This window comes from Streptomyces sp. NPDC001858 (assembly GCF_053594615.1).
The window spans coordinates 46,728-60,467 of record NZ_JBSFEV010000036.1; the positions used below are offsets into that span (position 1 = coordinate 46,728).

12 protein-coding genes and 1 pseudogene are annotated in these 13,740 nt (G+C 71.0%); 5 read left to right on the forward strand and 8 right to left on the reverse strand.

Going from position 1 to position 13,740, the window contains the following annotated elements; translation table 11 throughout:
* Nucleotide 1: 1 nt before the first annotated feature.
* A complete protein-coding gene (locus ACWCPF_RS35715; protein ID WP_451049266.1) occupies nucleotides 2–862 on the reverse strand; it encodes a fumarylacetoacetate hydrolase family protein in 861 nt (286 codons plus the stop codon).
* Nucleotides 863–906: 44 nt separating this feature from the next.
* Nucleotides 907–1,728 (reverse strand): IclR family transcriptional regulator, encoded by an 822-nt coding sequence (locus tag ACWCPF_RS35720; RefSeq protein ID WP_451049267.1) that lies wholly within the window; start codon nucleotides 1,726–1,728, stop codon nucleotides 907–909.
* A 47-nt stretch (nucleotides 1,729–1,775) separates the two neighbouring features.
* On the opposite strand from ACWCPF_RS35720, the gene ACWCPF_RS35725 reads away from it, so the two are divergent.
* Nucleotides 1,776–3,491, forward strand: a complete 1,716-nt coding sequence (locus tag ACWCPF_RS35725) for an IlvD/Edd family dehydratase (protein ID WP_451049268.1) — start codon at nucleotides 1,776–1,778, stop codon at nucleotides 3,489–3,491.
* A gap of 4 nt (nucleotides 3,492–3,495) precedes the next feature.
* Here ACWCPF_RS35725 and ACWCPF_RS35730 read toward each other — a convergent pair whose 3' ends face one another.
* From ACWCPF_RS35730 to ACWCPF_RS35740, 3 genes are all read right to left on the reverse strand, one after another.
* Complete coding sequence (locus ACWCPF_RS35730) at nucleotides 3,496–4,089, reverse strand: hypothetical protein (RefSeq protein WP_451049269.1); 594 nt, start codon at nucleotides 4,087–4,089, stop codon at nucleotides 3,496–3,498.
* Between the two features lie 75 nt (nucleotides 4,090–4,164).
* Nucleotides 4,165–5,502, reverse strand: coding sequence for a jacalin-like lectin (locus ACWCPF_RS35735; RefSeq protein ID WP_451049270.1), 1,338 nt, complete (start codon nucleotides 5,500–5,502; stop codon nucleotides 4,165–4,167).
* A gap of 197 nt (nucleotides 5,503–5,699) precedes the next feature.
* A complete protein-coding gene (locus ACWCPF_RS35740; protein ID WP_451049271.1) occupies nucleotides 5,700–6,317 on the reverse strand; it encodes a hypothetical protein in 618 nt (205 codons plus the stop codon).
* A 457-nt stretch (nucleotides 6,318–6,774) separates the two neighbouring features.
* Between ACWCPF_RS35740 and ACWCPF_RS35745 the strand changes: the two are divergent.
* Nucleotides 6,775–7,176 (forward strand): annotated as a pseudogene (locus tag ACWCPF_RS35745) (CGNR zinc finger domain-containing protein); the annotation flags it as partial.
* 139 nt (nucleotides 7,177–7,315) lie between these two features.
* Here ACWCPF_RS35745 and ACWCPF_RS35750 read toward each other — a convergent pair.
* Nucleotides 7,316–7,927 carry a TetR/AcrR family transcriptional regulator gene (locus tag ACWCPF_RS35750; RefSeq protein WP_451049272.1) on the reverse strand — a complete coding sequence of 204 codons (612 nt, stop codon included), beginning with the start codon at nucleotides 7,925–7,927 and terminating at the stop codon, nucleotides 7,316–7,318.
* A gap of 112 nt (nucleotides 7,928–8,039) precedes the next feature.
* Between ACWCPF_RS35750 and ACWCPF_RS35755 the strand changes: the two genes are divergently transcribed.
* Entirely contained in the window at nucleotides 8,040–8,612 is a 573-nt protein-coding gene (locus ACWCPF_RS35755; protein WP_451049273.1) for an ester cyclase, read from the forward strand.
* Nucleotides 8,613–8,763: 151 nt separating this feature from the next.
* The gene (locus tag ACWCPF_RS35760) at nucleotides 8,764–9,810 is read left to right on the forward strand and encodes a formylglycine-generating enzyme family protein (protein WP_451049274.1); all 1,047 of its coding nucleotides are present in this window, start codon (nucleotides 8,764–8,766) and stop codon (nucleotides 9,808–9,810) included.
* Nucleotides 9,811–9,841: 31 nt separating this feature from the next.
* On the opposite strand, the gene ACWCPF_RS35765 is transcribed toward ACWCPF_RS35760, so the two are convergent.
* The gene (locus tag ACWCPF_RS35765; protein ID WP_451049275.1) at nucleotides 9,842–10,438 is read right to left on the reverse strand and encodes a hypothetical protein; all 597 of its coding nucleotides are present in this window, start codon (nucleotides 10,436–10,438) and stop codon (nucleotides 9,842–9,844) included.
* 403 nt (nucleotides 10,439–10,841) lie between these two features.
* Between ACWCPF_RS35765 and ACWCPF_RS35770 the strand changes: the two genes are divergently transcribed.
* Entirely contained in the window at nucleotides 10,842–12,512 is a 1,671-nt protein-coding gene (locus tag ACWCPF_RS35770; protein WP_451049276.1) for an FAD-dependent oxidoreductase, read from the forward strand.
* A gap of 10 nt (nucleotides 12,513–12,522) precedes the next feature.
* Here the strand turns inward: ACWCPF_RS35770 and ACWCPF_RS35775 are convergent, their stop codons facing one another.
* The gene (locus ACWCPF_RS35775) at nucleotides 12,523–13,695 is read right to left on the reverse strand and encodes a DSD1 family PLP-dependent enzyme (protein ID WP_451049277.1); all 1,173 of its coding nucleotides are present in this window, start codon (nucleotides 13,693–13,695) and stop codon (nucleotides 12,523–12,525) included.
* Between the last annotated feature and the right edge of the window lie 45 nt (nucleotides 13,696–13,740).

The following is a 13,740-nucleotide window of genomic DNA, read 5'->3' on the forward strand; positions in this document are numbered from 1 at the left end:
CTCACCGGGGCCCGAGCACGTGCTGGCGCTGGGCGCCGAGGTGCTGGATGCCCAGCTCCATCACGTCACCCGGCTGGAGGTACACGGGCGGGTTGAGGCCCATGCCGACGCCGGGCGGCGTGCCCGTGTTGATCAGGTCGCCGGGCTCCAGGACGAGGAACTGGCTTAGGTAGTGCACGATGAAGTACGGGTCGAAGATCATCGTCTTGGTGTTGCCGCTCTGCCGGCGCACCCCGTTGACGTCCAGCCACATCTCCAGGTCGAGCACGTCGTCGATCTCGTCGGCGGTGGCCAGCCACGGGCCCGCGGGGTTGAAGGTCTCGGCCGACTTGCCCTTCGCCCACTGCCCGCCCCGCTCCAGCTGGAACGCCCGCTCGCTGACGTCGTTGACGACGACATAGCCGGCGATGGCCTCGCGTGCCTCGTCCACCGAGTCGAGGTAGCTGGTGCGGCGGCCGATGACGATGCCGAGCTCCACCTCCCAGTCGGTCTTGGTCGAGCCGCGCGGGATGCGCACGTCGTCGTCGGGGCCGATGAGCGTGTTGGGCGACTTGGTGAACAGGATCGGCTCGTCCGGGACGGGCATGCCGCTCTCGGCCGCGTGGTCGCGGTAGTTCAGCCCGATGCACAGGAGCTGGTGCGGGCGCGCGAGGGGCGCGCCGACGCGCTCCCCGGCGAACCGGGACACCCGGCCCGCCGCCGTCCGCTCGGCCACGACGGGACGGACGCGGTCGATGCCGCCCGACCCGAAGAACGCCTCGTCGAAGTCGGTGACGACGTCGGAGAGGTCGACGTAGGTCTCGTCGTCGACGCGGGCGACGGGCTTCTCGGCGCCGGGGGCGCCGATGCGCATGAGGTACACGGGGCGGACTCCAGGGTTGGGTCGATGCGATGCGGGACGGGGCTTCAGCAGTGCGGCTCGGCGAGGGGGCCGAGGAGGGCGCGGATTTCGTCGAGCGCGTCGACGAGGCCGGCCAGCGGCGTCCGGTAGACGAGGGCGCTGATGCTCACGGCTCCGGACGGGGTCGTCGGCGAGGTCAGATACACGGGCAGGGCGAGGCAGTTGACGCCGGTCTCGTTCTCCTGGTCGTCGAGGCCGTAGCCGCGTTCACGGGTGGCCAGCAGCTCGCGCTGCAGGACGGCCGCCGTGCACAGCGTCCTCGGCGTGCGCCGCTCCAGGGGCGAGCCGCCGATCCACGCCTCGACCTCGGCCTCGTCCAGGGCGCCCGACCGCCGGGCGAGCAGCAGCTTTCCGACGGCGGTGGTGTGCGCGGGGTTGCGACCGCCGACGGTCGAGGTGAGCCGGACGGCCCCGCTGGGCGGGTCGACCTTGGCCCGGTAGACGACCTCCCGGCCGTCCAGCACCGCATAGTGCGCCGTCTCGCCGAACCGGTGCGCCAGCGCCTCCAGCACCGGGCGGACGCGGACGTGCTCGGGCCGGGCCTCGTGGTGGGTGAAGGCCATCCGCAGGAATTCGTCCCCGAGCGCGTAGCGGCCGCGCGCGTCCTGGTCGGCGAGACCGGCCCGGCGCAGCGCGCCGAGGGCCCGGTGCACCGTCGGCTTGGGGCTGCCGATCGCCCGGGTCAACTCGTCCAGGCCCACGCCGTCGGGGTGCCGAGCGAGTTCCTTGAGGACCGCGAGCACCCGGTCGGAGCCCACCAGCCGTCCGCTGTCGGCGCCGCCCGTTTCGGGGTCTGTCGATCCGTCGTACGTCTGCGTATGCTCCATCGCGTTCCGAACTTTAGACAGCCGTACCGATTATTGGAAGAGGTTCCATGGTCAGGCTCCGGAGCGCGCAGTGGTACGCCGGTCAGGACCGCAACGCCTACATCCACCGGGCGTGGATGCGCCGCGGAGTGCCGGACGACGCGTTCACGGGCCGCCCGCAGATCGCCATCGCCAACACCGCCTCGGACCTCACCCCTTGCAACGCCCACCTGGACGAGGTCGCGGCCTCGGTACGCAACGGCGTGTACGAGGCGGGCGGCATCCCGCTGGACCTGCCCGTGGTGTCGTTGGGCGAGACGAACGTGCGGCCCACGGCCATGCTGTGGCGCAACATGGCCGCGATGGCCACGGAGGAGATGCTGCGGGCCAACCCCATCGACGGCGTCGTCCTGCTCGGCGGCTGCGACAAGACGATCCCCTCCCTGCTGATGGCCGCCGCCTCGGTGGATCTGCCCGCGGTCGTGGTGCCCGGCGGCCCGATGCTGACCGGGACCTTCCGCGGCGCCCCGCTGGGCTGCGGCACGGACGTGTGGCGGCTGTCGGAGGAGGTCCGGGCCGGCACGCTGTCCCAGGAGCAGTTCGTCCGCTCCGAGTCGGCGATGATCCGCAGCCGCGGGCACTGCAACACCATGGGCACCGCCTCGACGATGGCGCTGGTGGCGGAGGCGCTGGGCACGGTGGTCCCGGGGGTGGCCGGGACCCCCGCCCCGGACAGCCGGCTGCTCGCGGCCGCGCACGACACCGGCCGGCTGGTGCTGGACATGGTCGCCGCCGACCGGCGACCGGGCGCCTTCCTGACCAAGGCGTCTTTCCACAACGCGATCGTGGCGCTGGCCGCGATCGGCGGCTCGACCAACGCCGTCGTCCATCTCCTGGCGATCGCGGGCCGGTTGGGCGTCGACCTGTCGCTCGACGACTTCGACCGCATCGGCTCGCGCGTCCCGGTGCTCGTCGATCTCCAGCCCGCCGGCCGCTTCCTCATGGAGGACCTCCACCGCGCGGGCGGCCTGCTCGCCGTGCTGCGCGAGGTACGCGACCTGCTCGACCCCGACGCGCTGACCGTCACCGGCCGCCCCCTGGTCGACTCGCTCGACGACGCCGAGATCTGGGACCACGACGTCATCCGCACCCGTGCGAAGCCGCTGGTCGCCGAGGGCGGCATCGCCGTCCTGCGCGGCAACCTCGCCCCCGACGGCGCGCTCGTCAAACCGGCCGCCGCCTCCCCGCACCTGCTGCGCCACCGCGGCCGGGCGGTCGTCTTCGACTCCGTCGAGGACTTCCACGCCCGCATCGACGACCCCGAACTCGACGTGGACGCCGACTCCGTCCTCGTCCTGCGCGGCTGCGGCCCCAAGGGCTACCCGGGCATGCCCGAGGTGTCCAACATGCCGCTGCCGAGGAAACTGCTCGCACAGGGCGTCCGCGACATGGTCCGCGTCTGCGACGGCCGGATGAGCGGCACCGCCTACGGCACCGTCGTCCTGCACGTGGCCCCGGAGGCGGCGGCGGGCGGTCCGCTCGCGCTGGCCCGCACCGGGGACCGGATCACCCTCGACGTCGACGCCCGCCGCATCGACCTCGACGTACCCGATGACGAACTCGCCCGCAGAAGACCGGATCCGGCCACCGTCGCCGGCTACGCCGCCCCCCGGCGCGGCTGGGAGCGCCTCTACGTCGACCACGTCCAACAGGCCGACACCGGCGCCGACCTGGACTTCCTGATCGGCTCCAGCGGCTCGGAGGTGAGCCGGGAGTCCCACTGACGGGTCAGGCGGGCGGCGGAGTCAGCCGTTCCCGCTCGTAGCCCGTGCAGCTCACGAACGCGTCGACGATCTCCGCCGCGGACCGGTGCGGCGGCACGGCGGTCAGCACGGCCTCCGTACCGTCCGGCGCCGGCGAGGCCACCAGGGCGACCTCGTCGCCGGACCGCAGGCGCAGGACGACTCCCCGCAGCCGGTCCTCGTCGCCCGGGACGCTGCGCAGCCGGACGTGCATCGGATCCTGCGCGGGGGCGTACAGCCGCAGCCGGGCGAGGGGCGTCCCCCGGCGGAACTCCTGCCAGCGGGAGTAGCCGAGATTGCTGAACGGGGCCTGCGGCCAAGGCTGTTGTGCGTCCAGACGCTCCAGCAGCCGCCGCAGGAAGTCCCGGACCGCCGGCTCCGCGTGCGGCTGCCAGGACAGCTCGTCCTGCCAGTCGTCGACGGCGAGGGCCGCCTCGATCCCCTCGTACTGCTCCTCGGTGGTGAGACCGTAGATCGGCCGCTCGAAGACCATGCGCGTGATACGCGCGACCTCGTCGTCGTCCAGTTCCCTGCTGAACTGCACGCAGTACAGGATCCCCACGACCACCCCGAGACGCATGCCCCCAGTATGCCGTCGGCCCGCCGTCGACGGGATGGTCGTCGACGGCGGGCCGGAGGTGGGTGGGGCAGGCGATCAGCGCTTGGTGTAGATGAAGCCGACCTTGTCGAGCTCGTCGCCCGCACGGCCGTGGAAGCCGGCGATCTGCCAGCCCGACGGGGCCGTGCGCGTCGTGCAGTCGGAGGTGGTCGTGCCTCCGGCCAGGGTGTTGCCCAGGTTGGTGGTGAACTTGGCGTAGAAGATCCGGGTGCGCCCGTCCTTCACGCCCCGGCACACATACGCGGTCGTCACGTACTCGGAGCTGCCCAGCGTCCGGGACGACACCGTGCCGCCGGTGCCGCCGTGGGCGAGGGTGGCGCCGTTGCTCAGGGTGATGGCGACCTGGTCGACCCGGGAACCGGCGTTCAGGGAGATCTTGGTGGCGCGGGCGGCGGCCGGGACGCTGTCGATGTCCTGGAAGTAGTCGCCGTGCGGGCCGCCGAACTGCTCGCTGAGCTGGAAGTCGGCGTTCTGCGACCAGCTGAAGCCGACCGCGATCGGGTCGTGGTCGGAGAGCATCTTGCCGTCGCTCGTGAGGAACGCGGAGTGCTCGTTGTTGTACGAGTTCGCGTTCAGCGAGACCAGCTTGCTGCCGCGGTAGAGGACCTTGTCGACCACCTCGCAGGTGTTGGGCACGGTGGTCCCGGTCTGGTCGCAGACCAGCGCGTCGCTGCCCTTGACGGGCGCCACGCCGCCGCGGATGAGCTTGACCCAGGCGTCGGTGAGTCCGTTGGCCGCGGCGAACTCGGCGATGGTGTCGCCGGCACGGGTGTAACGGGTGTTGGTGTCGCCCATCACCACGACGGCGTTGCCCGCCGAGTGGGTGGAGATGAAGGAGGTGAGCTGGGCGAGGTTGGCCGCGCGCGCCGCCAGGTCGCCGTCACTGGTGCCCGCGTTGGTGTGCAGGTTGTAGAAGTCCACGTAGACGCCCTCCGCGAGGCGCTCACGCATGAACGTGAAGCCCTTGGGGGTGAGGCAGTCGCCGGAGTCGAGCTGGCAGTCGTTCCAGCCGGAACGCTCGAAGTCGTCGGTGTCCCAGGCGTAGTCGGAGACGGTGTTCAGCCCGCTGCCGATGCCCGCGCCCCCGCTGGTCGCGGTGCGGTAGGGGTGGGTGTCCGTGGCGTACAGGGCGGCGTGGTAGTTGAAGTCCTCCTGGACGTTCACGATGTCGTAGGGGGCGATGCGCCGGCCGATCTCGGGGGTGCTCGTGTCGCGCGGCGTGGGCGCGCTGGAGATGGCCTCGGGGAGGCCGGCGACGTTGTAGGTGAGCACACTGAAGCTGCCCGAGGTGGCGGCCGCGGCCGGAGCCGCGGCTGCCGTCAGCCCGCCCAGGGCCGCGGCGGCGGTCGCCAGACAGGCAAGGAGTCTGCGCATGAGGAAGTGTCTCCAGAGGGGATGCGGAGGGTGGGCGTGTTGCATGCATGCCAAAATCTAGCTACATAGAACGCGCTTGCATCCCCTCCGGAAACACCGAATCAGGAATTCCGGGTGACGTCGAGGTGTCCAAGTGCCCTGGCGGCACGGTTTGTTGGGACCTGTGCAGGTCTTTCGGCCGGCCGGTCGGCTCGGGGTCAGGGCGTCGAGACCACCACGTTGAACCACGGGGTGCTCAGCGAGCGCAGCGGCGAGTCGAGCTTTTGCAGATTGAGCCGGTAGGTGCCCGCCGCGAGCACCCCACGCCCGCCGGGCAGCGGCGCCAGCGGCAGGTAGCGCCCGTTGAACGCCCCGTTGCGGTCGTAGGTCCACAGCCCCGCGCTGGTGTGCATGATCGTGTACGGACCCGAGCTCAACGACGGGTTGACCGCCGACTTCTGGACCTGGTTCAGGACGAAGGACGCGCCCGCGTACGACGGCACCCGGGCGGGCCGGGTGAGGGTGAAACTGAAGTAGCGGTTCGCGTACCCCGCCCCGGACGTCAGCGGCGGACAGTTCACGGCCACCACCGTCCGGCCGGTGACATTGCCGAGGTTCAGCGGACTGCTGTAGGAGCCGGTTCCGGACAGTCGACGGCAGTCGTACTGGTACGTGGCGGCCGCGGCCGGCGGAGCCACCGCCAGCGTCGTGGCGACCACCGCGGTGGCCGCTCCCGCCCAGACACCCACCCGGCGCCTGCGCCAGGAGAAGCGGGGGACGCGGGAGTTGCGGGAGGCGCAGGAAGCGCGGGAGACGACGGCGGCGATACGGAACATGGATGCTTCCCCCTCCGAAGGGCCCGCGGGCGCGGGCCGAGAGCAGGAAGCTAATGGGCACTCGGCGTGCCGGGCGGCGGATGATCGGCCCAGGCGAGAAGCCGCCCGAAGGTGGCCCCATCGGACCATCCGCACACCCACTTACGCACTCACTCTCCCCACTTTCTGATGACGCCCTCCACGCGCACAGACACACGCGAACGAGCCACTCGTCAGCGTTGAAGACGTCCTTCGCGGCGTCCGGCACTGAGGCCGGCTTCTCCTCCACCGTGTCTTCCAGGCGGATGCGCTCCGGCAGCTTGCCGAACCGCGCACGGCGCCCGTCGCGCTCTTCGTCGGTGGACCTGGCGACACCCGTGTACTCGGCGGCCATGGGGTTCTCTCCTCTGCCGGAGCGGATTTCCGCCGGGACGAGGCTTCGACTCGATCGTCACCGGCTTGAATGGTGACGAACGACGAAGTCGACGTCGAGCAGGCGACGACGGTGCGCGAGGCGATCTACGAACCGGTCACGGCCAGGCTCGTCGGGGAGTCCTACGGCCGGGTCGCGCTCGCCGTGCTGAACAGTGCCGCCCGGAAACCGCCCGCCGCGCCGCAGTTGACGGCGACGGGGCGGTGGACGGAGGCGGTGCCGGAAGAGGCGCTGTCCATCGTCGCCCGTCATGCCGTCGAGCTCCTCAGCGGCCCGGACATGCCGCTCATGAAGGAGTGCGGCAACCCTGAACGCACCCGGGTCTACATCGATCGGTCGCGAGGCATGCGTCGGCGGTGCTGCGGGATGGAGTCCTGCGGCAACAAGCTCAAGGCCGCCGCCTACCGCGCGCGGAAGAAGCAGTCCCAGGCGACCGCCGCGCACTGACGGGCCCGTCGCCCCGGCCGTCGACCGGCCCCGCAACCGTGCGAGAACCCCTTCGGCGGGCTGCTTCGGCGGGCTGCTTCGGCGGGCTGCTTCGACGGGCCGCCTCGACGGGCCGTCTCGACGGGCCGGCTGGTGCGGCTCAGCGAAGAGCGGCCACGGCAAGGCGGCCGAGGACCTTCTCGGCGCGGTCCCACGACCAGCCGTTGTCGACCACGAGCGTCCGCCAGCCATGGGGGCCGAACCAGAACCACAGCAGATCCGCCGTCTCCTCCACCGAACAGGAGGGCGGCGGGTTCAGGGTGTGCAGGTGGCGGGCGGTGGCGCGCAGTGCGTCCCGATAGGCCGCGGTGGCGCGCTCCCACAGCGCCTCGCCGCTCTCATGAACCGGCAACGCCTTGCGGATGGCCTCGTGCACCGTGAACTGGCCCTCGTTGCCCATCCGTGTGCCATGGGCCAGCGCTTCCAGAACCGCCTCGGGTGTGCGCAGGGCGAGTATGTGCTGCATCGCCTGCTCGTAGCCGGAGTCCGCCACGCCCAGGTCGACGATCCGGTCGAGGATGTCACCCTTGCTGCCGACGCTCGCGAAGACGGTCTTGGACGCGACGCCGGCCGCCGAGGCGATGTCCGCCACGGTCACCCGCCCATAGCCGCGCTCGGCGAACAGTTCGGCCGCCCGCCGGAGGATCAGCGCGCGCGTCTGCGCTGCGGCCTGCTCGCGCAGGGGGGAGACATAGGGGCGCTTGGTGGCCATGGCGTCATGGTAGCCAACATCATGGCTGCGTTGCTCTATTCATTAGGCGTCCTATAACCTCAATTCCTGTCACGGCACAGTCAGTCGATGGAAGGCACGGAAAAACATGGGCATGGACGCCACGGAGCTGGCTCGCGGTCTCTTCCGGATCCTTGAAACGGGGGATCCGGAACTGGCCGTCGACGTCGTGCACGAGGACTTCCGCAACCGCGAAGCCGCCGTGTCACCCCAGGCGTGCGCGACGCCCGGACCGGCAGGGGTGCTCGCCTCGGGCGCGTGGATGCGGTCGGCCTTCAGCGACCTGCGCTTCCCCGGCCTCGCCACGGCCGCCAACGACGACCAGGTCTGGATACGGCTGCGCATGCAAGGCCGTCACACCGGCCCGTTCGTCCGCTTCCGCGACGGCGTCCTGGACCAGGCGATCCCCCCTACGGGACGGGAGATCGACTTCGAGCAGATCCACGTCCTCGATCTTTGCGACGGCAAGGTGGTCCGGCACGAGGCGGTCCGCGACGACATCACCATGCTGGGCCAGCTCGGCGTCTTCCCGCCCGCCCCGGCGACCGCGCTCCGCATGGTCGCCTGGCGAGTCACCGGACGAGCCGCGCGCGCCGCAGCCCATGTCACGCAGCAGGCGGCGGATGCGGCCGCCCGCCTGTGCGAGGGGTCGGGCCCGAACCGGTGAGGTGAGCGTTGCGCGATAAACTGTCGACGCTCTGGGGCTCGAAGCTCTTAAACGAGAGACTTTATGGCTGAAGTGTCGACAGGTGGCGGGTGTTGATGGAGTATCAGCGATGCGCAGGTACGCGCCACGCCTTCATTTCTCAGGAGCCGTCATGAACGCGACCGCCCCAGGCATCAGCAGAAGGACCCTCCTCGCCCTCCTCTCGCTGGCGGGTACGGCCGGCCTGGTGCGGCCGGCCCACGCCGCCGCACCGGCCACGACCGCGACAGCGGCCATGGCCACGGTGGCCGGGCAGGACCTGGCCGAGATCGCCGCCAACCCGACCTTCGCCTTCGCCACCGACGTCGCCGGGACGGCGGGCGCGGGCGAGTCCTCGCCCATCGACGCCGCCTACTGGCTCGGCGTCTGCGAGGTCACCAACGCCCAGTACCGCGACTTCGTCGCCGACTCCGGCCGCGAGACACCGGCGTACTGGGACGGCGGCGCCTACCCCGACGGCAAGGCCGATCACCCCGTCCTGGCGATCTCCCTGGACTCGGCCACCGCATACTGCGACTGGCTCAACAACCGGGCGGAGTCGGTCGGTTGGACGTTCCGTCTGCCCACCGAGGCCGAGTGGGAGAACGCCGCCTCCGGCCCCGACGCCCTCGCCTACCCCTGGGGCGACCAGGCCGGCACCACCTACTCCGACCTCGTCCTGACCAGCAACTACAACTACATGGCGGTGTGCGCCGCCTACGAACTGGCCGAACACGGCTCGGACCTGGCCACCTACACCGCCACCGGCTCCGACCTGTACGGCCAGAGCTTCCCTCTCTCCGAGATCCTCTCCATCGGCAGCACCGGAACCGTGGCCGGCTGGAACGTCACCGCGAGCCGCACCGGCTTCATCTACACCGACGTGTACGACGCCCTGACCGCCACCGGCGGCTACACCACCCCCGTCACCGCCTACCCCGCCGGGGTCAGCGCCGACGGCGTCCTGGACCTCTGCGGCAACTGCTGGGAGTGGACCACCTCCGTCATCACTGCGACCCACGGCGGTGAGATGGGGCAGCGGGTCAACGCCATCCGCGGCGGCTCCTGGTACGCCAACCTCAACAGCTGCACCGCCCTCTACCGCGGCGAGGGCCGCGACCCGTCGGGCCGCTACTCGACCGTGGGCTTCCGAGTCGCGGCCACCACCGAAACGGGGTGACCACACCCGGCTGTGTGGTGGTCGACGAGGGTCAAGCGGACTGATCCTGCTGCTGCTCGTCCGCCGCCGTCGGGGCGTCCGGGGAGGTGTAGAACACGGATGTGCCCTGCTTGCTGCGCTGGGCGTGGTTCTTGGCCACCAGCCCTTCGAGCGTGGTCCGAACGACGGTCGTCTTGATGCCGCGCTCGGGATGCAACTGCCCCAGCGACTGGGCCACTTCGGCCGCCGAGCGGGGCTCGTCCTGGCGGGCCAGGTGCTCGCGGACCAGGGAGACCAGCGAGGGCTGAGCCGGCTCGGCGGACGCGGTCCGGGGAGTCCGCGGCTTGCCGGCCGACTTGCGGGCGGCCGGGGCGGACTTCTTGGCCGCCTTCTTCTTCGGGACGTCGACGGCGGCCGCCTCCTCGCGGGGCGCGGGCACCGCCGTGGCCGCGGCGGACTCGAGGCCGAGGGCCTGCCGGACGTTCAGCAGCACGCTGCGGTCCTGCTCCAGGGCCGCCAACTTCCCTTGCAGTGTGGCGATCTCACCGGCGAGCAGTTCCTGCTCCTTGAGGTTGCGCTCCAGGTCACCGGTCACCTGAGCTGCGTACTGGGAGGTCACCCCGTTTGGGTCGATCGTGGTGTCAGACATGATCTTCACGCTCCTTCATGGCCCCGACAGGCCACGGGCCGGGAGCCCGCGCCAGCAGTGACTGCTGCCCTGTCGTTCGTAGTGATACTACGGATGAGCGACGCATTGTTGCATTTCAGCAAGGCCGGAGCCGCTCGGCTTCGACATGCATGGCCGATCGCGGTCGCCTGAACTCCCCTGCGCAACACGGTCCGACGGCTGACGCTCACGGTGCTTCCTCTCCCCGGCGGGCGTGCGGGAGCGCGCGGGCGGGACGGCGCTCTGCTCCTCGCGCCCGAGGCCGTCACTCGAACGGCGGAGTCACGGAACGTGACGGGGTCAATAGCCTTTCGTGACCCGCATTCAGTGGTCCGCGTTTCGTAGCCCGTCCCCGTCGTCTGTCGTCTGCCGTGGAGGTAGTGCCATGCCCGCCGCGCCCCGTCAACTCCCGCCCGTGGGCCCGACCGAGGTCGGTCCGGGCGATCCCCGCTACGAGGCGCTCCGCCGGGGCTTCAACCAGCGGTGGGTCGCCAGTCCCGACTACGTGGTGGTGGCCACGAGCACCGCCGATGTGGTCGCCGCGCTCAACACCTACCTCCCCGGCACGGCGGGCAGCTCCTCGCCGCCGCGCCGGATCACGGTCCGCTCCGGCGGCCACTGCTACGAGAACTTCGTCTGCGGCGACGACGTCGCCGTCATCCTCGACGTCAGCACCATGGACGGCGTCTACTACGACGCCGACATGGAGGCGTACTGCGTCGAGGCGGGCGCGACCAACTGGCACAGCATCACCCAGCTGTACCGGCGCTACGGCCTCGCCCTGCCCGGCGGCTCGTGCTACTCCGTCGGAGCGGGCGGCCACATCTCGGGCGGCGGCTTCGGTCTGCTCTCCCGGCTGCACGGGCTCACCGTCGACTACCTGTACGCCGTGGAAGTGGTCACGGTCCGCGACCGGACGCACGCCGAGGTCACCGTGGCGCGCAAGGACTCACCGGAGCCCGCGCTCCAGGACCTGTGGTGGGCGCACACCGGCGGCGGAGGCGGCAACTTCGGCGTCGTCACCCGCTACTGGTTCCGCGGTCTGCCGGAGCCGCCGTCCCAGGTGCTGACCAGGGCGGTGGCCTGGGACTGGGGGCTCTTCGCGGGTCCCGAGGGGGACCCCGCCAGGTTCAAGTCACTGGTGCGCCGCTACGGCGAGTTCTTCGTGGCCGAGCGCACGGGCGAGGGCGGCCCCGCGTGCCTCCGCGACTTCGACTACAGCGATCTGTTCACGCTGTTCAAGCTGACGAACCTCGCCAAGGGCAAGATCGGCCTGGCCGTTCAGCTCGACGGCACCCGGGCCGACTCGATCGAGCGGCTCAACTGCTTCCTGGACTGGATCGCCCCCGAAGCCGACTACCCGCAGACCGTGTTCGACGTGTCCATGGGTGAACAGCCGCCGCTCAGCGACCAGTTCATCCCCACCCGGCTGCCCTGGCTGACGGCGACCCAGAACTTCAACGGTTCCGGCCCGAGCCGGTGCGGCAAGTACAAGTCCGCCTACCACACGGCGAACTTCAGCGACCGGCAGCTCGACGTGCTCTTCGCCCGCCTCACCACGGGCTACCCGAACGAGGACGCCCTGGTCCAGGTCGACTCCTACGGGGGCCGGGTCAACGACGTCGAACCGTTCGCCACCGCCGTGCCGCAGCGGTCGTCCGTGCTCAAACTCCAGTATCAGACCTATTGGAGCTGGGAGACCGACGCCAACCACGACGGCGTCTTCGACTACCAGGACGCCCTGGCCGACCCCTCGATCGCCGCACCGCACCTGAAGTGGATCCGCGACCTCTACCAGGACATGTACGCGGAGACCGGCGGCGTGCCGGTGACGCCCACCCCGGAGTCGTCCGACGTCAACACCGACGGCTGCTACATCAACTACCCCGACGTCGACCTGGGCGATCCCGCGTTCAACGATCCGGAGGTCGGCCAGCCCTGGCACCACCTGTACTACGGGGCCAACTACGCGCGGCTGCAGCGCGCGAAGGCGTACTGGGATCCGCGCGATGTGTTCCGGCACGCCCAGTCGGTGCGCCTTCCCGGCGCCCCGTAGCCGAGGCCGGTCACCAGCCGCTGACCCGGTCCCAGACGGCCTGGACGGCGGGCGCGCCGGTCGTCGGCTGTGCGCTGTCGACGACGTGGTAGCCGCGGTGCTGGGCCGCCGTCGCGCAGGCGTGGTTGGGCAGGATGCGCAGCCGGGCGCCGACGGGCAGGTCGGGCAGGACGGCCCCGTCCCGGGCGGTGAGGGTGCCGTGTTCCTGGCTCGCGGCGCTCATCACCAGGCCCGGGACGATGTTCCCCCACAGGTCGGCGACCAGGCCGTAGCCCTGGTCCTGGGACTGGTTCGCGGTGCCGCGGTCGCGGGACATGGCCATCCAGCCGCCGTCGGTCAGGATCCAGCCGTACTCGGGGCGGTGTCCGATGACGGTGACGACGACCGACAGGGCCAGATCGTCGAGCCGGCAGACGCCCAGTCCGGCCATGACCAGGTCGAAGAACACATAGTTGCCGGCGCGCAGTTCGGTGACGCCGGTGAGGTCCTCGGCGGCGTGCGCGGTGGGGGTGGAGCCGACGCTGACGGTGTGCACCGTCAGCCCGGCCGTGCGCAGCCGCTCGGCGGCGGCGACGGCGCTGTCGCGTTCGTTCTCCGCGGCCAGCCGCTGCTCCTCGCGGGTGTAGGCGAAGTAGGACTCGCCCGCGTGGGTCAGGACGCCGTCCAGGCAGCCGGCGTCCTGGAGGATCCTGCCGATGTCGACGAGCGAGGGGGCGTCGGTCTTGAGGCCGCCGCGGTGGCCGTCGCAGTCGATCTCGATCTGGGCGGGGACGGCGAGACCGGCCTCGCGGGCGGCCTTCGCGACGAACATCGCCTGCTCGGTGCTGTCCAGCAGGACGCGCAGGGTGACCCCGCGGCGCAGCAGTGCGATCACGCGGGGCAGCTTGTGGGGGTCGATGCCGACGGCGTAGGTGATGTCGGTGTAGCCGCCGTCGGCGAACGCCTCGGCCTCGGCGAGGGTGGAGACGGTGACCGGGCAGGGTGTGCCGCCGCCGCTCATCAGGGCGGCGACGCCGAGGCTCTTGGCCGTCTTGACGTGCGGGCGCAGCGCGACGCCGAGCCCGGACGCCCTGGCCGCGAGGCGGTCGATGTTCCGCAGCGCCCGATGCACGTCGACGACGGCGAACGGTGTGTCGGGATCGGCCAGGGTGTTCGGGATGTTCGGGGTGTTCGGGGTGTTCACAGGGGGAAACGATAGTCCCGCCTGGACGGGGTGTCCATTTCTGGA